We start from the raw sequence: 21355 nt of genomic DNA, 5'->3' as shown, positions 1-21355 counted from the left end.
AATCTATGAATTTAAATAGCAAAAGCAGAAACATAAAACTTATGGCATTGGAATACAAAATAAATTTAGATTATTTAGTTTATTTATTAAAAGATAAATTTCTAACAGAATATGTATCCATAGAAAGAATAGAAAAGTTTTTAAGAGTGAAAATAGCTACAGATAAAAGTGTAGATGCGAGAAAACCATCTAAGAAAAATGAAAAAGAATATGTAAAGTGTATGACAGTTCACAGAGCAAAAGGACTTCAATTTGAGTATGTTATTTTGCCTAAAACCACCAATAAATTTTTAATAGATAGAAAAGTAGAAATTATTTTTAGAAATATTGAAAAAGAAGGTTATAAAATAGGGTACAAGCTTTCTTTTAAAGATAATAATGAAGATAAGGTCTTTAAAAATAATTATTTTAACCAATATATGAGAGACGAAAAAAGCGAGATAATAGCAGAAGAAACCAGACTTTTTTATGTTGCCACCACTCGATGTAAAAAAGAATTATATATAGATAAAAGAGAGGTTTCTGCAAATACATCTATAAATAGTTGGGAAAATTTAATATCTGGGGGAATAGAAAATGTTTAAGGTTGAAACCCATGACAATTCATTAGAATACTTTAAAAATTTATCTATAGAAAAAGATGCTATTTATGTAACAGCTAACTCTACTTTAACCTCTTTAATAAGAGAAGTTAATAGAGGAATTGTATTATCGAAGAATTTAGGTAAAAAAACAATAATAGATATAGAAAAATTTGAAGAAAAACTATATTCAAATTGGAAGGAACCGTTAAAAAGAACCAGATTAAAATCAGAATTAAGAGATGAAATTAACAAACTTAAAAATGTATATATTACTAAAAGAGAATGTGAAAAATTAAATTACTTTATAACAAATATAGATAATGTATTTGAAACATTATTGTTTTTAGCGGAATGTGAAATTAAAAATATAAATATTAATATAGAAGATAGTTTAGAAGATAAAATATTTAAAAGTATTTTTAAGAGTTACTTTAGAAACAAAGAATTTCAAATTATTTACAAAGAATTAATTAGAAAAAAGAAACTGGTTTATAAAGAAAGTGAAAATGAAAGTATTATAATTAATAAAATATATTTTTATAATATAAGTGAACTAAATCTAAAAAGAATAATGTTATTTTATAGACTTAAAAAATTTGGGTATGAAATAATATTTAGAATACCATATTTTAATGGATTAAGAGAAGTAAATAAGTATTGGGAAAATATCTATAGTAAGGATATGTTTGAATGGACTTATAATAAAAAAGACTTTAGTGAATATGTAAAAAAATCTAAATATATAGCTTTTATTGAGGGGGATAGAATTTGTGATACGAAAGAAGATGTGAGTACAAAAACATATTATGAAATAAGCAATTTTACAAAAGATATAGAAAATAAAAAGGTGATAACTTTTACAAAAGATAGTATAAAGCCATGTATAGATTATTCTAAGAAAAAATACAGACATTGTTATAGTACAAGACTTGGAAGATTTATAAAAAATATATATGAATGTAGTTTTAAAAAAGATGATATAAAGGTGGATTATAATATTTTTGTAGAATTAATAACATCGGGTTGGGTTGAATATATAGAAAAAACATATGTATACAATGGTAAAGATGCCTTAGAATTTTTTAAAGAAAATGAAGATTATTTTAAGGGAGTAGAAACCATAGATGAAATTTTAATAAGACTTAATAATTTAAGAGATTTTAAAGATATTAATGATATATTTGAAACAGGAAAAAATAAAGAAAGTATACCTAAGTTACTTATAAATCCTTTCAGGGCACTTAGCTATGTGAATTTTGAAAGGTATGATTTAACTTTAAATCAAATAATTAAATTAACACAAAAGTTAAAAAGAATAATATTAGTTTTATTAGAAAATAAAGAAGGATTAATTGAATATGAAAATCACGTAAAAATACTAAAAAAAATATACAATAGTAATTTATATATAAAAGAATTAAAAAAAGATGAAAACATATCTTGGGTTCATGAAAGGATAAAGATAGCCTTAAATTATAATTTTAATAAAAAATTAATTCACATAGATGAATTAAAGGAAGTATTTAATACGTTATTATCAATAAAAGATGGAAATATAAAAGAGGAACAAAGTGTTTCCATAGACCATTTAGAAGGATTTATTAACAGGACAGATATTTGTAAGGGCTATCTACATATAGCAGATTTATCTTATAAAGCATACAAACAATATATAGACAATAAAAGGAGATATTCTTTTATCATATCTAGAAAAACTTTAAAACAAATATTGTTTGATAATTTGGTAATTAAGAATAATGTAAAAAATTATATTGATAAAAAATTAGATTTAGAAAACAAATACAAATACAATGAAGAAAGCATAGATTATTTTTTAAAATTTCTAATTGCAAATGTGTTTATAAATTTTAAAGGTAAGATAATGTTTAGTTGGATAAAGGATTTAAGAGATAATGATAGTAAAAGTGTCATATTAAGGCATGTGGAAAATTTATATAAAAATGATAAAAGTGATGAGAATTTTATAGATATATTTGAAGGTGCAAAAGAGAATATAAATGTATTAGATTACCATGCTTTACATAGGGATGAAGTGAAAAAATATAAGTATAAACATATAAATATTCCAGAAGTAGCTTATAAAGATTTAGACTTTTGTGAGGAAAAATTTTTATATTCAAGTATACTAGATCCTTATCCAATATATAAAAGTGATTTCCATAATAGAGTCATATTATCTATTTTAGTATCCTTATTAAAAGATAATATACCAAACTATTACGATAATATAAAAAAATTTATTTTACCTTTATTTCCTCAATGGCAGGACGTGGTTAAAGAAAATATTATGCTAATAAATTACTCTAAGGGTTATCTTAAAAATTATAAAAACTTTAAAGGAATTAATTATCCTAAAAATGTAGATGGTTTATATACCTTAAGGAGTAAATACATAGTACAAGAAAGATATAAAATTAGAAATAGATACAATAAAGATAATTTAAATTCAGAAGAAATGTTTAAAGAGTTTTTAGAAAAGTATTTTTTAGAAAATTATATTCATAATCCTGGAAGACATTGTAGTATGTGTCCGCATATATATACTTGTAGAAAGGGGGTTTTTAGAATTGGCGCTAAATGAAGAAAGCATAGCTTTTTTTAATAAATTATCTAAGGTATGGCAAAATTTTAATGGATATGATTTTTTTAAGGAAATAAAGTTATCACCTGAACAAATAAGGATAATTGAACATGAAGATGAACAAATGTTTATAGGAGGATTTGCAGGCACTGGGAAAAGTATAACGCTTTTATATAAGTTTATTAATACCCTTATAAAAGAAGAGGAAGGCAAAAAAATATTGTATGTAACCTTTAATAATACATTAATTGAAGATACTAAAAAAAGATTAGATACTTGTAAAGAATACAATGAGAATAAGACAAAACATGATATCAAAATATGTACTTTCCACCAAATGGCATCAGAATTATTAAAAAAACTTAGAATTACAAATAGAAGTTTAGCTAAATTAACAGTCAATAGAATAGAATATTATAAAGGTACAGCCTATAGAAGAATAGAGGGGATTTTATACAAATATAAAGAAAAGTCTTCTCCAGAATATAAGCAGCTGTCAAAAAGTGAGAAATTATATAAAACCCATGATGGAAGTTTTATAAGAGATGAGATAATTTGGATGAAAGCCAATGGACTTATTAAAAAAGAGGATTATTTAAACACTGTAAGATCTGGAAGGAGTCAAAGTATAAGGCTTACGGTTGCTCAAAGAAATACTGTGTTTAAAATATTTCAAGAATATGAAAAACAGTTAAAAACTAAATTTCAAAATTATTTGGATTTGGAAGATTATGCTTTAGAAATAATAAAAAATTACTATATGATTGATGATAGCTGCAAATTTGATTATATATTTGTAGATGAGGTGCAGGACTTAGATCCAATGCAATTAAAGGCATTATGTCTTTTAACTAAGAAAAGTATAGTTGTTTCAGGTGATGCTAAACAAAAAATATACAAAAAAAGTCCTTTAACGTATGAAAAAATAGGGCTTAAGATACACGAAAAAGGTAGACATAAAATATTAAATAAGAATTATCGTTCTACAGCTCAAATTATAAAATTGGCAAATGAATTAAAACTTACGGATACTAGAGATAAATATAAAGAAAAATATTTTGTAAAAGAAGGGGACAGACCTAGTATTATATCTTTTGAAAATGAGACTGGGGCAGTAAATTATGTGGCAAAAGAAGTTAATAAAATTTTTAAAAAAGATGTTACCAAAACCATAGCAATTATACACAGAGATGACTTAAAGCCTAAAACAGGACATAAATCCAATAGGAGAATATTATTAGAACAAAAAATTTTAACTGGGTTTAGTGACATAGATAATTATAGTAAAAGGTTTAAGCACACAGGAGAAAAACAAATATTTTATACAAATCCATATGATGTTAAGGGACTAGAATTTGATGTAGTATTTATTCTAGACTTTAATCATAGATATTATCCTCACAGAGAGGAAATAAGAAAAATCAGAGAAGAAAATGAAGGAAAGGATCAATCTTTAATAAATAAGGATATTGAGGAATTTATAAATAGAGAAAAAAGATTATTTTATGTTGCAATGACTAGAGCTAAAAGCCAACTTTATATCATAGCTAATGGTTGTAGGCGAGAAAGTCAAATTTCAAATTTTATACTAGATTTTGACTATAAAGACTACACGAATAAAGGATTTACAAAGAAAAATATAGAAATGATAAGATGTCTTTATAGTAGTTAATTTTATATTTAAAGGTGGAATTTATATGAGTATAGAAGATAAAGTTTTAGAATTAATAAAATATGAAAAAATATCTAAATATATAAATGAAAAAGAAAGAAATAAAATATTAGAAGAAAGTCAAAAGTATAAAAAAATATATGATGAAAATAAAAATGATGAGAGGGTAGTTTGTATTATATTATACAATATAATATTACAATATGAGGACTTAAAGAATAAAAAATTGGAGAATGGAAATAAAAAAGTATTTACCATAAAAAATTTATCTTCAATGATAGGAATTTCAGATAGAACTTTTTCTACATTAAATAAAAAGATTTTTAAAAAAGATAATAAAACTAAGAAAGGTAAAAACAAAAGTGAATTTAATAGTGTAAATAAAATTATAAAAAAATACAAAAGGCATAGTAAACCATCAGATTTAACTAAGAAAAAAATAATAGGAATATTTAAATATAATTATGAATATCTAAAATTGTTGTATTCAGATAAGACTGCTATAAAAATAAAAGAATATATAGCTCATATTTATATGAGTTTATTTTTAGCGGGATATAATATTGAATATGAAAAAATAGAAGAATTATTTGGAAGGTATTGTAAATATTTAAATATTGTATTGACAGATGGTAGAGATAGTAAGGATTTTGTAAAAATAAAAGATATATATGATAACGAAGAGTTTAAAGTTTATATAGAATTTATGAGGTGATTATGTTATGGACAAAATCAATGCGGAGAAAATATTATATGCACTTAAAAATGGAGTAGTGCCAAATGTAAATTTAGATATATTATGTGTGGGAAGGGATAATGAATTAAAAGAATTTGATAGATGTATGGATTTTGTAGAAAATGGTAATGGAGTAATAAAGTTTATAACTGGAAACTATGGTTCAGGAAAATCTTTTCTATTAAATGTAATAAAACAAAATGCCTTAAATAGAAATTTTATAGTGGCGAAAATTCAAATAGATAAAAGTTTAAAATTTAATAAACTAGAACAGGTTTATTATAATATAATGAGTAATTTATCTATAACCAATAGTAAAACAGATGGTACAAGCTTTGAGGATATATTTAATATATGGACAAATAATCTTAAAAATATTTATGATAATAAAAAGGCAGGAGAAATAATAAATAATGTTATAGAAGAGGTAAGCAATTATAGTAGTTCTTTTGCTGTGGTTTTTAAAAATTTCATAAAAGCTAAAGTGAATAAAGATATGGATTTGAATTATGCCATATCAGCATGGATAAAGGGAGAAAAAAATATTCCTGCTTCTGTTAAATCAAAATTTGGGGTTAAATCTGATATAGATAAAGATAATGCACTACAAATATTAAGGGCGTTTACGAAACTTATAAAACTATTAGGATATGCTGGAATAATTATTTTAGTGGATGAAATGGAATTAATAGTAAATGAGAGAAAGGATATTAGAAGAAATTCCTATGAAAATATTAGAATGCTAATGGATATGAGTTCGGAAGGAGAACTAAGGAATATTATGTTTGTATTTGCAGGTACAAATGAATTATTTGAAAATGAAGAAAAGGGAATAAAAACCTATGCTGCTTTACACAATAGACTTAAAAATAGTCATGAAATGTTAAATAAAACCTATAGGGATTTAAGACAGCCCGTAATAAAAATAGGTGGACTATATATAGATGACATAAAAGAGTTAACAGAAAAGATAATAGGAATACATAGTTTTGTTTATAATTGGCAAATACCATCTAATAGGGAAACAATAGAGAAATATGTTAAACTATCCTGCTCAAAATTTGGAGATGATATAAGTCAAACTAATTCAAGGGAATATCTTAAAAAACTTGTAGATATTTTAGATATAATGGAACAAAATCCAGGCGTGGACTTATTATTAGAAGAAGTTAATTCTTTAATTAAGGTGAAAGAAAAAATAGATGAGGAAGAAGAGGCATATAACCTAGATATAGATGATTATGATATAGAAGATGAGATTATAGAGCTATAAGAATATTAATAACAACTTAATTCCCTAAACAGGATATAAAATAGGAGAACATAAAATGAATTTTGAAAAGCATAGTATACAATATGAAAACAAGACTATAAATTATACTCTTTACAGAAAAAAAGTAAAAAATATAAATTTAAGAATTAAAAGAGATGGTAGTGTTTTTGTTTCTGCAAATCATAAGGTTCCAATAGATTACATAAATAGTTTTTTAGAAAGTAAAGGAAATTGGATTCTAAAAAATATGGAGATTATTAAAAATAAAAATGAATTAGCTGAACAATGCAATTTTGAGGAAAATGATAAAATATTTTACCTTGGACATGAATATATTTTAAAAATTATACCTTTTCAACAAAATAAAATAATTTACGATTCAAGATATATATATTTATATACGAAATATGTAAAAGATAGTAATAAGAAAAAAGAAATATATGAAAAGTGGTTAAGAGAAAAATCAAAAGAAGTTTTTAGCAAGTCTCTAGATAAAATGTATTTACTTATAAAAGACTATGGAGTAGAAAAACCCACTTTTTCTATAAGAAAGATGAAAAGTAGATGGGGATCTTGTATGAAATATAAAAATAAGATCAATTTAAATTTGTATTTGATGAAAACAAAAGAAGATTGTATTGATTATGTTATTTTACATGAATTAGTTCATTTAGTACACTTTAACCATAGCAAGAATTTTTATAAATTATTAGATGATTTAATGCCAGATTGGAGACAGAGAAGAAAAACATTAAATTGTAAATAAAATTTATAATGTAATAATTTTGTAAACCCTTTGTAATTCCATCGTAAATCATAAAAACTAGTATATAAATATAATATAAATGTAAGTTAAAGTGATTTTTAAGATTAATTATAGCTAAAATTAGATAGAAAAAGAGGCAGATAAAATGATGAGAAGATCAAAAAGAAAATTTAAAAATGGAATAATAAATAAAAAATTAATATTATTATTGACAGTAACCTGTGTAACTTTAGGTATAGGATCAAAAATATACATAAATAAAAAGAATAATAATAAAAATTCCTTAGTTTACGCTGGTATAAAAGAAAAAGATAATAATTCAAGTTCATCAGGTACAAGCTCTGGTTTTACTCCTAAATTTAAAGATGAAAAATCCAAGGAGGATGAAGAAGAGAAAAAGTCCAATAAACATATTGATATAAATACAGATACTGATTCTAGTAAAAGTAGTGATAGAAAAAAAGTAGTTACTCCTTCTGAACCCAATAATCCTAGTGAACCAAATTCAAATAAAAGTGCTACTTCAGCAAAAGAGAATACAGAAGATCCTAAAACTAAAAATTATAAAGAATTTTTTAAAAATGATGTTTTTATGGGAGATTCTATAACTGAGGCTTTAATTTATTATGAGGTTTTAAATGAAAAAAATGTTTGTGCAAAGAAAGGTATAAACATTAACAATGCTAAAAACGAAGTAGAAAAAATTAATATACAAAATCCAAGAAATATATATGTATTGTATGGAGTTAACGATATGAATAATACTGTACCAAGTAAATGGTTTGTGGATCATTATAGGACACTAATTCATAAAGTTAAGGAGAAATTCCCTAAATCAAATATATATATTCAATCAGTAATGCCAGTTTTACCTATGGTTGAACAAAAAACACCTACTATGACTAATAGTTATATAAATGAGTGTAATTTAGGACTTATGAAAATGGCTAAAGAAGAAAATGTGAAATTTTTAAATGTAAATTCAATATTAAATGAAAGTAATAAAAATTTGTATGAAGACGATGGAATACATTTTAAGCCTAACTTTTATCCTGTATGGTTAAACTATATAAAAAATAGAGTTCAATAAAATATAAAACCAGATCTAAAAGATCTGGTTTTATTCATAAGTTTCTTTTTTTGATGAAAAATCAAATATTTTATTAATGGTTTTAAGTTGTATTTCTAAAATTATAACGGATATGATAATTAAAAACATGCCTATAATTTGTACTGCATCTAAGCTTTCATTAAATACAAAATAAGCTGTAATAGCAGCTACTGGAATCTCTAAAGTAGCTATTATGGAAGCTATGCCAACTTCTATATATTCTACAGATTTAAGATAGGCACCATTTGCTATAACCGTAGTGAAAACTCCTATAATAAATATATTTTTTATTATAATATATAAATTATTGGTATTACTTAGTATATTCCAAGTGTTTTTTACATTCATAAAAGGAAGCAAAAATAATGATGCAAATATAAAAGAATAGGCAAGTAATGTATTTTGATTATATTTTTTAGAGCTTATTTTAGCAAAAATAATTTGTAGGGCAAAGGTAATTCCAGAAATAAGTCCCAATATAACTCCTTGTAAATTTAAATTAAGATTTTTAGGATTGTAAACTTCACACATCATAAAACAACCAGTTAAAGTTAATAATATAGCTATGATTTTTCTAGCGGTAAATTTTTCTTTGAATATAAAATAAGAGAGAATTACAACCCAAATTTGGCTGGTAAACATAAACATAGTACCAATGGCTATGGAAGTATAGTTTACGGATACGTTATAACAAATAAAAGTAGTAGCAAAACCTATGGCACCATAAAGTATAAAAAACAAAAGTCCTTTTTTATCCACCTTTAAAAGCATATAATCCTTTTTAAAGCAATATAAAAAATAGAAAATACCTGCTATAGATGTTCTAAAAAAACAAACAGAGAAGGAATCAAAATTAAAATCATATAAATTTTTAGTAGGGACTCCTAAATATCCCCAAAATAATGCAGCTATAATAACTAAAATGAAACCTTTAGTTTTATTATTTTTAATCATGTAGTCTCAACTCCTTATAAAGTCAAAATGTTCATAGGAAAACTTAATAATTATTTGTAAACTTTTCTAACCATATATATATTTGCATATTCAATTATAATATAATATATAGGGCTAAGGAATATATAAGAACAATTAATTAAAAATAAAGGAGGACAAAATATGAGTTGTAAAAAAAGTATAAGTAAAGTATTAGTGTTATTTCTTACACTTTCTATAGTCTTAGGTTTTACAGAGAAAAAAGTTTATGCTGATGCTTATAAAGTTGTTACTATAGGAGCAGATTTAAATCAAAGCCAAAAGGAAGATATGCTAAAATATTTTAAGGTGAAAAAAGAAGAAGTGAATTTATTAGAAGTTACTAAAGAAGAAGAGGACAAATATTTAAGTGGTATAGCAACTCAAAAGGAAATAGGTACAAGGTCCATATCCTGTTCTTATGTAGAGCCTACAAATAAAGGTGGAATAAATGTAGAGACTCACAATATATATTGGGTTACTGAAAGTATGATAAAAAATGCACTAATAACTGCTGGTATAGAAAATGCTGAAGTTAAAGCAGCAGCTCCTTTTAATGTATCTGGTACAGCAGCTCTTACAGGAATATTAAAAGGATTTGAAAATAGCAAGGGCGGTAAAAAAATAGATGAAAATAAAAAGAAAGCTGCTAACGAAGAAATTATGCTTACAGGCAAGCTTGGAGATAAAATAGGGCAGGATGAAGCGGCAAGTTTAATAAATGAAATAAAAAAAGAAGTTGTTAAAGAAAGACCTGAAACTCAAAAGGAAATAGAAAATATAGTGGTAAACATAGTTAATAATTATAATCAAAGTTTAAGCAAGGAAGATATTGAAAAAATAACTGCATTAATGGATAAGATAAATTCATTGGACTTAGATTTTGACAAAATAAAAAGTCAATTAAATGATGTAACAAAACAATTACAAGGGGTTTTAACTAGCGAAGAAGCTAAAGGATTTTTTGCAAAACTTTTTGAAGCTATTAAAAATTTAATTACAAGTATTTTTGGTGGTTAAGAAGAAAAGCAAGAGGCTTTCAACATAATGAATACAAATTTAAAGGGTACTAAAATTAAACATATAGAATAATAAGGGTTGTCTCAAAATTTTATTTTGAGACAGTTCTTTTTTATTATATTTACAGTATAAGAAAAATAATGTAAACTAGAAAAGGTAAATAAGTTTTTACTAGACAAAGGGTTCTTGGAATCAGATATAGTTTAAAAACTATCTGATGCTAAGAACTTTATTTTTAGTGGATATTTTTTATAAAATAACTAAAAATATATATAAATCTTAAGATGAGAGGTTGAAATTAAATGGAAAACACAAGTTTTAAAAGCTTAGGAATAAGCGAAGATATACTAGAGGCTTTATTAAAATTAGGATATAAAAATCCTTCAGAGGTACAACAAAAGGTTATTCCAATAGCTATTAAGAATAAAGATATAATAGTAAAATCAAAAACTGGAAGCGGTAAGACAGCAGCTTTTGGAATACCTATATGTGAAAATATTGATTTAGAAGAGAAAAAACCACAAGCACTAATTCTTACACCTACTAGGGAACTTTGCGTTCAAGTAAAAGAAGATATAAAAAATATTGGAAGGTTTAAAAGGATAAAATGTTCTGCAATTTTTGGAAAACAACCTTTTAAAGCTCAAGCATTGGAGTTAAAACAAAGAACCCATGTGGTAGTTGGAACACCAGGAAGAACAATGGATCATATAGAAAGAGGAACAATAGATCTTGATAAAATTAAATATTTCATTGTAGATGAAGGTGATGAAATGTTTAATATGGGATTTATAGACCAAGTTGAAAGTATTATGAGAAAACTACCTAAAAAAAGAGTTAATATGCTTTTTTCTGCTACTATACCAGAGAAAATTGAAAAGTTATGTGAAAAGTATATGAAGTTTCCTGTTATGATAGAAGTTAATCCAGAGGAAATAACAGAAGAAAAAATAGAACATATATATTATGAAGTTGAAGAGAAAAATAAATTTGAACTTTTAAATAAAATATTAATTACTGAAAATCCTGATAGTGCAATTATATTTTGCAGAACTCAAGAAAATGTAAATAGTGTTGCCAAATTAATGAAAAATAAAAAATATCCTTGTAAAGCCCTTCATGGTGGAATGATGCAGGATAAAAGAATAGATATTATGAATAGATTTAAAAGGGGAGAATTTATGTTTTTGGTGGCAACGGATCTTGCGGCAAGAGGCATAGACGTAGAAAATGTAACTCATATAATAAACTATGATATCCCTATGGAAAAGGAAAATTATGTTCACAGAACTGGAAGAACAGGAAGAGCTGGAAGGCAAGGTCGTGCAATAAGTTTAGTTACACCTTATGAAGATAGGTTCTTTGAGCAAATTGAAGAGTATATAGGTTTTAAAATAAAATCAGGAGATGAGATTACAAAAGAAAGTGTGGAAAATGCAGAAGAAGCTTTTATAGAAAAAATTAAAGCTATGCCAAAGATTAAAAAGCAAAAGTCAGATGAATTAAATAAGGGCATAACAAAAATATACCTTAGTGCTGGTAAAAAGAAAAAAATAAGACCAGGAGATATAGTTGGGGGCATTACAAGCATTGCTGGTGTTAATCCAGAGGATGTAGGTATAATAGATATACAGGAAGTTTGTTCTTATGTTGATATATTAAATGGCAAAGGAAAACTTGTGTTAGAAGGATTAAAGTCTACTACTATAAAGGGTAAAAAGCTTAGAGCAGAAAGAGCGGTTAAATAAATGAATTTAGTTTTATGCTATATATAATAATGTATTAGTGGTATACTATAGGAAAGAGGTGATTATTTGGGACGTGGAACTAGAAAAAAGAATAAAGACAGGACGGATTTTAGTCATTTGATGATTAATTCCGATGAAGAAAACAATAATGATAATGAAATAAATACTGTTGATGAAAAGAAGGAAGATGAATAATCTTTCTTTTTTATTTAGATAAAGGAAATCCACTATTTAAACTGCAGTTAAGTTTTATATAGTGTATTTAATAATATGGGGGATAATATGAATTCTATGTTTGATAAAATGGATATTTTAGAAAAGCAAGAAAATAGTTTTTTTGATATAAATCATAAAGAAATAGAAAACAGCAGTTTTTTAATCAACAATAAATTAATAGTTAATTCGGAAAAAGGAAATTTATTAGATGAACTGAAAAGATGTTTAAGTGAATGTGAAAAATTTTATTTTAGTGTAGCTTTCATTAATTTTAGTGGACTTCAATTGCTGTTGGATAGCTTTAAAGAGCTTGAAGATAGAGGAGTTGAAGGAAAAATATTAACCTCAACATATCTTAATTTTACTGAACCAAAAGCATTGGAGAGAATAAAAAGGTTTAATAATATTGAGTTAAAGGTTTTTGTACCTACCAATGACATAGGTTTTCATACTAAAGCTTATATTTTTGAAAATAAACAAGAATATAAAATAATCATAGGATCTTCTAATATAACTCAAAGAGCTTTAAAAAGTAATGTAGAATGGAATATTAGAGTTATTTCTAAAAAAGATGATGAGTTTACTTGCGAAGTTTTAGAAGAATATTTAAGCTTATGGGAAACAACCTCTATTGTAGATGATAATTTCCTTGATGTATATGATAACTTTCTAAAAGAATTAAAAAAAGTTAAAGAAGAAAAAATATTAGAATTTAGCAATTACCAATTAATAAAACCCAATAATATGCAAAAAAAGGCTATAAATAATTTAAATAGACTAAGAGCTTTGGGAGAAAATAAAGCAATGGTTGTTGCAGCTACAGGTACAGGTAAAACTTATATGTCAGCTTTTGATGTTATAAATTATAATCCAAAGAGAATGCTTTTTTTAGTAAATAGAGAAGAAATTTTAAAAAGTGCTAAAAAGACCTTTGCACGACTAATTGATAATAAAAATAAAACCCTAGGCCTTTTAACAGGAACAAGTAAAATTCTAAATACAGATTATTTATTTTCAACAATACAGTCAATGAATAATCAACTTCATAAATTTAGTCCACAGGATTTTGAATATATAGTTGTAGATGAGGCTCATCATGCAGCTAGTCCAACATATAAAAAAATTATAGACTATTTTAAACCTAAATTTTTACTTGGTATGACTGCAACACCAGAAAGAAGTGATGGGGAAGATATATTTTCTATTTTTGATAACAACATAGCCTTAGAGGTAAGGCTTAGGGAAGCTTTAGAACTAGATTTAGTAATCCCATTCCATTATTTTGGTATAACAGACATTGATGGCATCGATTTAAGTGATATAAATTTACAACAAGTTGACCAAATAGCTAAAAGATTAAAAGTTAATAAAAGAGTGGATTTTATAATAGAGAAAATGAAATTTTATGGACATGACGGAGATAAACGTAAATGTATAGGATTTTGTGCTAATATAGATCATGCTGAATATATGACCAATGAATTTAACAAAAGAGGTATAAAAAGTGCATGCTTAACAGGTGAAAATTCCACTTATGAAAGAGAGATTTATATAAAGAAGTTAGAAGATAATGAAGATGATTTACAGGTTATATTCACTGTAGATATTTTTAATGAAGGTGTGGACATACCCTCTATTAATTTAGTTTTAATGCTTAGACCTACAACTTCACCTATAGTATTTATACAGCAACTTGGTAGAGGTCTTAGAAAACATAAGTCAAAGGAATTTTTAACGGTGTTAGATTTTATAGGAAATCATAAAAGGACATTTTTAATAGCCATAGCTTTAAATGGTTCAAGGTATTATGATAAAGATAGTTTAAAAGTGGCAGTGGCAACTCAATTTGCTAATATACCTGGATGTACTAATATACATATGGACAAAATTGCTCAAGAGAGAATATTAGAGCAGTTAAATAAAGAAAATTTTAATTCTATGAAGTATTTAAAAGAAGAATACTTAGAATTTAAGAAAATGAATGGGGGAAGGGTTCCGTATTTTTTTATGGATTATTTAAAATACGATGGAGCTTTAGATCCTTTAAAATTTTTAAATAAGGAAAAAACATATCTTAATTTTGTAGCTAAAGTAGAAAAAGATGATAAGTTAAAAAGGCTCTTAGAAAATGAAAACTTTTTTAAAGTACTAAAAGAACTTACAGATAAGTTGCCAATAAAAAGAGTATATGAATTTAGCATATTAAAATACCTTTTAAATCATGAACAAATAAGTTTAAAACAAGCAAAAAGTCAGATTTTAAAATATATTGAGTATGTAGATAAAGATAGTATTATGCATGCTTTTAACTGTTTAAATAGAAATTATTATGATTCAAATGAAATAAAAAACACTATTAAATGTTTTGAACTAAAAGATGAAATATTAAGTTGCACTTGGCAATATAAACAAATAATGTATGATAAAACATATAGAGCATATATAAAGGACATTATCAATTATGGTCTTATAAGATATGAAAAGGAGTTTGGAAGTGCTTATTATGGAGTACCATTTTTAAAACTTTATGAACAATATAAGATGGTAGATGCAGCACTGCTTTCAAATTATACTAAAATTCACAGTTCATTTAGAGGAAGTGGTCTTGTAACAAATGGAAAAGAATATTTCCTTTTTGTAGATTTACACAAAGAAGAGGGCATTAAAGAAAGTATTAACTATAAAGACAAATTTATAGACACTAAGTATTTTCAATGGCAAAGCCCCAATAATACATCTCAAAGTTCAGATAGAGGAAAGAATATTATATTTAATGAACAAAGAGGAGTTAATTTACATATCTTTGTAAGAAAATATAAGCAAATTGATGGAGTTAGTGAACCCTATATTTACATAGGAAAAGGAAACGTAGTAGAATATAGAGGAGAAAGACCTATAACAGTTAAAATTAAATTAGAAAATGAAATTCCCATGGGAATATATACAGAATTTATAAAAAAGGTATAGCAAAATTTTTGCTATACCTTTTCTAATAAAAGCTTATTTACAGCTGGAATATCTGCTGGAGCCCAGTTTAGAGAAAGTAAGTTTTCTCTATGTAACCATATTAATTTTGAATGTTCATTTGCTATAGGCATGCCGGATATTAATTTACATTTAATAGTAATTAGATTTACTATTAAATTATCATATTCATGAGTATTATCATTAAAAACATCTATAAACTTAACATCACAAGATAATTCTTCTTTTATTTCCCTTTCTATAGCTTGTTTTAAGGTTTCACCTTTTTCTATTTTACCTCCAGGAAACTCCCACATATTTGGAAGACACATTTGGGGAGAACGAAGTGCACATAGTATTTCATTATTTTCATTTTCAATAATAGCTCCAACAACTTTTACTAACTTTTTCATAATTAACACCCCCAAATAAGTTTAACATAAAAATTAAAGAATTTGGATAAAAACTAGGGGAAAATTAGGGGACGGTTAATGAAAACCTAGCATTTATACGATTGATTAAGTGAACAATATTTATTTAATGTATATCTGTAGAATATTGTTTCTTATGAATTTGAATAGTTAGGAACTTATAATGTAGTATTTATATTGTAATTATATTTACTGTATTTAGAAAAGAGGTATGATGTTGAAACAAATGAAAAAAATAGCGGAATGGTTTGTTATAATAACAGTTGTTGTTATTATAATAGGAGTTGTATTCCCAACTTGGACACCGCCAATTAATGGGACAAATAGTATTAGTGAATTATCACAAATCAAAATTAATGGTACTAATCACGAATTTATGATAAGAGGAAGTGATAAGAGTAATCCAATTATTATTTTTGTACATGGAGGACCAGCTTGTTCAGAAATTCCATATGTTACTAAATACCAGGATATATTAGAAAAGGACTTCACAGTTGTTCATTATGACCAGAGGGGAAGTGGAAAGTCGTATCATTTTTTTGAGGATTATTCTGAACTTTCCTCTAAAATACTAATTAACGACTTATTAGCTGTAACAGATTATATTTCTGAAAGATTTAATAAAGAAAAAGTATTATTGGTAGGACATTCATTTGGTACTTATATTGCATTGCAGGCTGCAGCAAAAGTTCCTGAAAAATTTAGTGCATATATTGGCATTGGACAGATGTCAGACCCTATAAAAAATGAATCAATTAATCTTAAATATTGTATTGAACAGGCAGATAAAGCTGGAAATAAAAATGATTTTATGGAACTTGAAAGTTTAGAAGATTCGATTCAAACAGGAAAAGCTACAACCCCACGCAAATATGTCAGAAAGTACGGTGGGGCAGGGAGACTTATTGATGATAATCGAGATTATTTAGATGGATTTCTGACTCATCCTGAATACAATCTGCTTGATGTAATTCGTTATTCCCGTGGGGTTTCTGTTACACAAGATAAGTTGCTAAAGGAATCTATGAATTATCCCTTACCTCAGCTTGTAACAAGCATAGAAATTCCGTGTTACTTTATAATGGGACAATATGATTATATGACAACTACTCAGTCAGCAAAGGAGTATTTTGATTCTATTAAGGCTAATAAAAAAGAATTTATAGTATACGAAAATTCTGCACACTATCCTCAATTCGAGGAAAAGAAAAAATTTTCAAAGTGGTTAGTAAACACTTTTTTGCAATAGAAATGTGGTTTGCTAAAACAAAGATTAAAGGAAAATATTATTGAGCAATAAAAATATGTTATAATAGGATGATATTGTATTGGGGGTATGACATTTGAAAAATAAAATTAAAACAATAGTCACATTTATTATAATAATAGCTTTAATTGGAACAGGAGCAATATTTTTTATTGATTATAAAGTAAAATCAGAAGGTAAAAAATACATTGTAAATCCTAAAGATGTACCAGAGGCGGAGGCAATTTTAGTTTTAGGAGCTTACGTTAAGCCCAACGGCAAACTTTGTGATATGCTAGAGGATAGAGTTAATGTTGGAATAGATTTATACAAAAATAACAAGGCAAAGAAACTTTTATTTAGCGGAGATCATGGACAAGTTGATTATGATGAAGTAAATGCAATGAAAAAAGTTGCTGAAAATGAAGGGGTTAAAAAGGAAGATATATTTTTAGATCATGCTGGATTTAGTACCTATGAAAGTATGTATAGAGCAAAAGAAGTTTTTAAAGCTAAGAAAATAATAATTGTAACTCAAGAATATCATCTTATGAGAGCAGTTTACATAGCAAGACAGCTTGGGCTAGATGCATATGGAGTAAATTCAGATCCAAGAAATTATTGGGGAATAACTAAATATAAAACTAGGGAAATTGCAGCAAGAGTAAAGGATTTTTTAAATATTAATATAATAAAACCAGAACCCAAATATTTAGGAGAGGCTATTCCTGTAAGCGGAAATGGAACAGTTACACATGATAAATAGAGGCCTAGCTATAGACGTGTAGAACTAGCTATAATTGTACAATATATCTTATGGGAACAATATTTGTATTTTAAAATATATGCATAAAGGTTATAATGTATATAAGCAGTAAAATAAATATGGTTGGAGGTGTTGTAATGGATGAAAAAAAATTGGAATTTACAATATTTTGTATTGAAAGCTTAGCAGAAAGCTTAAAAATGGATGCTAGAGATGTATATAAATTGATTAAAAATACAAATATTTTGAATGAATATATTATACCTTGTTATGAACCATTACACTCTCAAAGTAAACGCTATATAGTAGAAGATTTAATAGAGGTATTGGAAGAAAGGGGAGCATTTAATTGATAGTATACCATGGGTCTTATTGCATAGTAGATACTCCTCATATTTCTTTTTCAAGAGATGCTTTAGATTTTGGAAAGGGTTTTTATGTAACTAAAATTAAAGAACAAGCAATTAATTGGACAAATAAATTTAAAAGAAGAGGAAAAAATGGATATTTAAATATATATAAACAAATAAAAAACGGATGAATTGATGTTAGAATATGGGATTATCAATCATAAGGGTTATCCAAATGATTTAGTTCATTAATATGTAGATAAAATCAATCCTAGCAATGAGTATTGGGGAATAAGTAAATATAAAACTAGGGAAATTGCAGCAATTGTGGATATTTTTTCTCCATTGACATTACGAAAAAATTTTAATTATATAAAAACTTGATGTTTAGCTTTGTTAAACGAACTATTGCAGAAATCAGCCATCCGCTTTATCTAATAAAATTTAAGATTTCCATATAGAACATTATTTAGGGAGTATATATAGGTTTGGATGAATCAAATTTATGTATGCTCCTTTTGCAATAAAGCAAATAGTATATGTAACCTAATTATTAATTTATTTAACTATGAATTTTTAAACATGTATACAGCTTTTGATATATGTTATCATTAATGAAGTAATAATAAATTAGGAAGGAGATATAAAATAAATGGGACAACCATTATTAAAAAAAGATAAACTACAGAAATTAAAATATTTATTTAAGAATGATAAAAATAAATATGCCTTTATAACATCAAAAATTCTATTTTTAAAATACCCATCAAATTAAATCAATATTTCAGGAGAAACTTAAAATGAAAGTTTCTCCTTATTTATTTTGTAAAAATAATAAATATTAATTCTATATATTTATTTAAATTTATATTTTTTAAAATAAAACTAAATATTATTATAAAAATGACGAAAATAAGTATAAGAAGTAATATTTCATAGGAGGGATTTAATCATGGAAGTGATTTTTCAATATGAAGAAAATGATTATTTACCAATTAAAACTATATCTGTAATAGGAAAATTTAATAATTATAATCCTAATGAAGGGGTAATGATTAAGGAAAATAATAAATGGATATTTAAATGTGATTTGCCATCAGGAGAACACCCATATAAATTTTTTATCAATGATGAATTAAAACTTAATGATTCAACTGCCAATATATATTTTCCAGATGACAATGAAGAACTTTGGTCTATAGTTATGATTAATGAAAATAATCAAAGAATGTATAACAATACTCAATATACAACACATATAGAAAAATATAATATAAGTTCTGTAATAAGCGAGGAAGAAGATATTGTAAATAAGAAAAATTTCAATATGGCATTAGATAAGAAAATAGTAACAAGATTTCAATTTACTAATGTAACAGGATTACATGCTGTTACAACAGTATGGTATACACCTAAGGGTGAGTTATTTCAAATAACTGAAAATAATTTATTTACACCACCCAATAATGAAGAACCAATAAGTTTATGGTTTTGGATGGATTTAGAAGATAATACTCGCAATTATCCTTTAGGAACTTGGACAATGAAATTTTTTATAGATGGTGAATTTATACTAGAAGATAAATTTAGCCTAGTGCAAAATACAACTTACTCAGCAAAGGGAAAATACCGTTAATTTAAAGATATAAACACTTAAAAGTGATTATATAAATTTTTAAAAAAAGGATGTGAAAAATCATGAAAATAACTAGTAATGTTAATTTAAATGTAAATGTTATGAATAATGGAAATGACTACAAAGTTAAGGACAAAAATATTAATAGTAGCTCAAATGTACAAACTACTAATATGAAAGCTACAGAAACTGAATATAAAGCTTCAATGGTCAATTTAACAGAGGATTCTTCAAAAATTGTACCTAAAGAAAAAAATACAACTAAAAGTTCAGTAGGAGAATTTTTTAACTCAGTATCCGATAAATTTTCTGTTGCAGTGAGCAAAACTACAAAATTTGTTAAAACAGCAGTTTCTATAAGTAAAAGTGTTGTTAATACAGTAAGTACAATTTCAAAAACTGTTGTGGATACAGCAAAAGTTGTAGCTAAAACTATAAAGGATACATCAGAGTCAGTAAGTAAAAAAATAGTAGATACTGCCTCACGAATATCTAGCACCGTAAAACAAGTAACAACTACTGCCGCCAATTTAAAAAAGGCTTATGAAGATGTTAAAAGTTCAGCTACATCTTTAGTTGGAACAACAGTAAAAACAGCAGTTTCAGTAGGAGCAGATGTTACGAATATAGTCGCAAAAGTTGGAACAGCAGTAGTTGGAATTAAAGCAACATGGGATAATCCAGCTAGTGGAATTATAACTAAAGTAAGTAAAACAGCTGGAATTTTAAAGGTTGGAATAGATTCTATAAAAGAGCCTATAAAAAGAATACCAAACACAATTTCTACAGGATATAATGATATTAAAAAAGATTATAACGATATAAAAAATACTATTAAAAATTCAATGTCTGATATACAAGAAGTTAAAAATGCCATTGTATTGGTAAGTAAAGAGGTAGTAGATACAGTAAAATCAGTTGCAACTGAAGTTAAAAATGCAAGTAAAACTGTGGTTAATAGCGTAAGTAATGGTGTAACTAATATAAAAGATACGGCTATAAATGGACATAAGGAAATAAGTGACATTATTCAAAATAACTATGAAAATAACCCTATTAATAATTTAGAAGAATTTAATGAAATGACACCGAAATTAGCTTAATTATAAAATTTAAAATGTTATTTTTACAAAGAAAGAGCATTTACTTAGGTAGATGCTCTTTTAAACTTGGATTTTTGAAGATAAAAAAATAAGAGTTTAGAATTTCTTAAGAATTAGTTTAGGAAAACTATAGTTACTTGATTTAATATATTATTAGGG

The 21355-nt window shown here is 25.6% G+C and carries 19 protein-coding genes; 17 read left to right on the top strand and 2 right to left on the bottom strand.

The window, feature by feature from the left end:
* Positions 1-5 precede the first annotated feature (5 nt).
* The 7 genes from CKV72_RS06325 to CKV72_RS06295 all read left to right on the top strand — a co-directional run bounded on the left by CKV72_RS06325 (position 6) and on the right by CKV72_RS06295 (position 8723).
* A complete protein-coding gene (locus CKV72_RS06325) occupies positions 6-584 on the top strand; it encodes a 3'-5' exonuclease (RefSeq protein ID WP_095177788.1) in 579 nt (192 codons plus the stop codon).
* Positions 577-3186 carry a hypothetical protein gene (locus CKV72_RS06320; RefSeq protein WP_089866646.1) on the top strand — a complete coding sequence of 870 codons (2610 nt, stop codon included), beginning with the start codon at positions 577-579 and terminating at the stop codon, positions 3184-3186. The genes CKV72_RS06325 and CKV72_RS06320 overlap by 8 nt, the downstream gene beginning before the upstream one ends.
* Positions 3173-4858, top strand: coding sequence for a UvrD-helicase domain-containing protein (locus CKV72_RS06315; protein ID WP_089866643.1), 1686 nt, complete (start codon positions 3173-3175; stop codon positions 4856-4858). The genes CKV72_RS06320 and CKV72_RS06315 overlap by 14 nt, the downstream gene beginning before the upstream one ends.
* Before the next feature lie 25 nt (positions 4859-4883).
* Positions 4884-5573, top strand: coding sequence for a hypothetical protein (locus CKV72_RS06310; protein WP_089866641.1), 690 nt, complete (start codon positions 4884-4886; stop codon positions 5571-5573).
* A 7-nt stretch (positions 5574-5580) separates the two neighbouring features.
* Positions 5581-6867, top strand: coding sequence for a BREX system ATP-binding domain-containing protein (locus CKV72_RS06305; RefSeq protein ID WP_089866638.1), 1287 nt, complete (start codon positions 5581-5583; stop codon positions 6865-6867).
* Positions 6868-6922: 55 nt separating this feature from the next.
* Entirely contained in the window at positions 6923-7633 is a 711-nt protein-coding gene (locus CKV72_RS06300) for a M48 family metallopeptidase (RefSeq protein ID WP_095177787.1), read from the top strand.
* A 145-nt stretch (positions 7634-7778) separates the two neighbouring features.
* Positions 7779-8723, top strand: a complete 945-nt coding sequence (locus CKV72_RS06295; RefSeq protein ID WP_089866633.1) for an SGNH/GDSL hydrolase family protein — start codon at positions 7779-7781, stop codon at positions 8721-8723.
* Positions 8724-8753: 30 nt separating this feature from the next.
* Here CKV72_RS06295 and CKV72_RS06290 read toward each other — a convergent pair whose 3' ends face one another.
* Complete coding sequence (locus CKV72_RS06290; RefSeq protein ID WP_095177786.1) at positions 8754-9698, bottom strand: DMT family transporter; 945 nt, start codon at positions 9696-9698, stop codon at positions 8754-8756.
* 162 nt (positions 9699-9860) lie between these two features.
* Here CKV72_RS06290 and CKV72_RS06285 point away from each other — a divergent pair, with 162 nt between their 5' ends.
* The 4 genes from CKV72_RS06285 (at position 9861) to CKV72_RS06275 (ending at position 15667) form a co-directional block, all read left to right on the top strand.
* Positions 9861-10736: a DUF1002 domain-containing protein gene (locus CKV72_RS06285; RefSeq protein ID WP_089866628.1), complete on the top strand. Its 876-nt coding sequence runs from the start codon at positions 9861-9863 to the stop codon at positions 10734-10736.
* 302 nt (positions 10737-11038) lie between these two features.
* A complete protein-coding gene (locus tag CKV72_RS06280) occupies positions 11039-12484 on the top strand; it encodes a DEAD/DEAH box helicase (RefSeq protein WP_095177785.1) in 1446 nt (481 codons plus the stop codon).
* 66 nt (positions 12485-12550) lie between these two features.
* Positions 12551-12679, top strand: a complete 129-nt coding sequence (locus CKV72_RS12530) for a hypothetical protein (RefSeq protein ID WP_257449794.1) — start codon at positions 12551-12553, stop codon at positions 12677-12679.
* A gap of 87 nt (positions 12680-12766) precedes the next feature.
* Positions 12767-15667, top strand: a complete 2901-nt coding sequence (locus CKV72_RS06275) for a DEAD/DEAH box helicase (protein ID WP_095177784.1) — start codon at positions 12767-12769, stop codon at positions 15665-15667.
* 11 nt (positions 15668-15678) lie between these two features.
* On the opposite strand, the gene CKV72_RS06270 is transcribed toward CKV72_RS06275, so the two are convergent.
* Positions 15679-16077: a (deoxy)nucleoside triphosphate pyrophosphohydrolase gene (locus tag CKV72_RS06270; protein ID WP_089866576.1), complete on the bottom strand. Its 399-nt coding sequence runs from the start codon at positions 16075-16077 to the stop codon at positions 15679-15681.
* Positions 16078-16321: 244 nt separating this feature from the next.
* Here CKV72_RS06270 and CKV72_RS06265 point away from each other — a divergent pair, with 244 nt between their 5' ends.
* From CKV72_RS06265 to CKV72_RS06240, 6 genes are all read left to right on the top strand, one after another.
* Positions 16322-17344 (top strand): alpha/beta fold hydrolase, encoded by a 1023-nt coding sequence (locus tag CKV72_RS06265; protein WP_095178376.1) that lies wholly within the window; start codon positions 16322-16324, stop codon positions 17342-17344.
* A gap of 94 nt (positions 17345-17438) precedes the next feature.
* Positions 17439-18107 (top strand): SanA/YdcF family protein, encoded by a 669-nt coding sequence (locus CKV72_RS06260; protein WP_095177783.1) that lies wholly within the window; start codon positions 17439-17441, stop codon positions 18105-18107.
* A 137-nt stretch (positions 18108-18244) separates the two neighbouring features.
* The gene (locus tag CKV72_RS06255) at positions 18245-18460 is read left to right on the top strand and encodes a DUF3791 domain-containing protein (RefSeq protein WP_095177782.1); all 216 of its coding nucleotides are present in this window, start codon (positions 18245-18247) and stop codon (positions 18458-18460) included.
* Positions 18457-18648 carry a DUF3990 domain-containing protein gene (locus tag CKV72_RS06250; protein ID WP_095177781.1) on the top strand — a complete coding sequence of 64 codons (192 nt, stop codon included), beginning with the start codon at positions 18457-18459 and terminating at the stop codon, positions 18646-18648. The genes CKV72_RS06255 and CKV72_RS06250 overlap by 4 nt, the downstream gene beginning before the upstream one ends.
* Before the next feature lie 761 nt (positions 18649-19409).
* Positions 19410-20093: an early set domain-containing protein gene (locus CKV72_RS06245; RefSeq protein WP_095177780.1), complete on the top strand. Its 684-nt coding sequence runs from the start codon at positions 19410-19412 to the stop codon at positions 20091-20093.
* 62 nt (positions 20094-20155) lie between these two features.
* Positions 20156-21196 carry a phage tail family protein gene (locus CKV72_RS06240; protein WP_095177779.1) on the top strand — a complete coding sequence of 347 codons (1041 nt, stop codon included), beginning with the start codon at positions 20156-20158 and terminating at the stop codon, positions 21194-21196.
* Positions 21197-21355 lie beyond the last annotated feature (159 nt).

Origin of the sequence: Clostridium cochlearium, from assembly GCF_900187165.1 — a bacterium.
Taxonomy (GTDB): domain Bacteria; phylum Bacillota; class Clostridia; order Clostridiales; family Clostridiaceae; genus Clostridium_G; species Clostridium_G cochlearium.
The sequence above is the reverse complement of the archived record's forward strand: the minus strand, read 5'-3'. Positions and strand labels throughout refer to the sequence as shown.

Bases quoted from the DNA above. Each gene is read 5' to 3' on its own strand.
- CKV72_RS06245 (WP_095177780.1), top strand. From the start codon at position 19,410: ATGGAAGTGATTTTTCAATATGAAGAAAATGATTATTTACCAATTAAA.
- CKV72_RS06255 (WP_095177782.1), top strand. From the start codon at position 18,245: ATGGATGAAAAAAAATTGGAATTTACAATATTTTGTATTGAAAGCTTA.
- CKV72_RS06285 (WP_089866628.1), top strand. From the start codon at position 9,861: ATGAGTTGTAAAAAAAGTATAAGTAAAGTATTAGTGTTATTTCTTACA.
- CKV72_RS06270 (WP_089866576.1), bottom strand. From the start codon at position 16,077: ATGAAAAAGTTAGTAAAAGTTGTTGGAGCTATTATTGAAAATGAAAAT.
- CKV72_RS06240 (WP_095177779.1), top strand. From the start codon at position 20,156: ATGAAAATAACTAGTAATGTTAATTTAAATGTAAATGTTATGAATAAT.
- CKV72_RS06295 (WP_089866633.1), top strand. From the start codon at position 7,779: ATGATGAGAAGATCAAAAAGAAAATTTAAAAATGGAATAATAAATAAA.
- CKV72_RS06325 (WP_095177788.1), top strand. From the start codon at position 6: ATGAATTTAAATAGCAAAAGCAGAAACATAAAACTTATGGCATTGGAA.
- CKV72_RS06275 (WP_095177784.1), top strand. From the start codon at position 12,767: ATGAATTCTATGTTTGATAAAATGGATATTTTAGAAAAGCAAGAAAAT.
- CKV72_RS06310 (WP_089866641.1), top strand. From the start codon at position 4,884: ATGAGTATAGAAGATAAAGTTTTAGAATTAATAAAATATGAAAAAATA.
- CKV72_RS06305 (WP_089866638.1), top strand. From the start codon at position 5,581: ATGGACAAAATCAATGCGGAGAAAATATTATATGCACTTAAAAATGGA.
- CKV72_RS06300 (WP_095177787.1), top strand. From the start codon at position 6,923: ATGAATTTTGAAAAGCATAGTATACAATATGAAAACAAGACTATAAAT.
- CKV72_RS06290 (WP_095177786.1), bottom strand. From the start codon at position 9,698: ATGATTAAAAATAATAAAACTAAAGGTTTCATTTTAGTTATTATAGCT.
- CKV72_RS06280 (WP_095177785.1), top strand. From the start codon at position 11,039: ATGGAAAACACAAGTTTTAAAAGCTTAGGAATAAGCGAAGATATACTA.
- CKV72_RS06320 (WP_089866646.1), top strand. From the start codon at position 577: ATGTTTAAGGTTGAAACCCATGACAATTCATTAGAATACTTTAAAAAT.
- CKV72_RS06265 (WP_095178376.1), top strand. From the start codon at position 16,322: ATGAAAAAAATAGCGGAATGGTTTGTTATAATAACAGTTGTTGTTATT.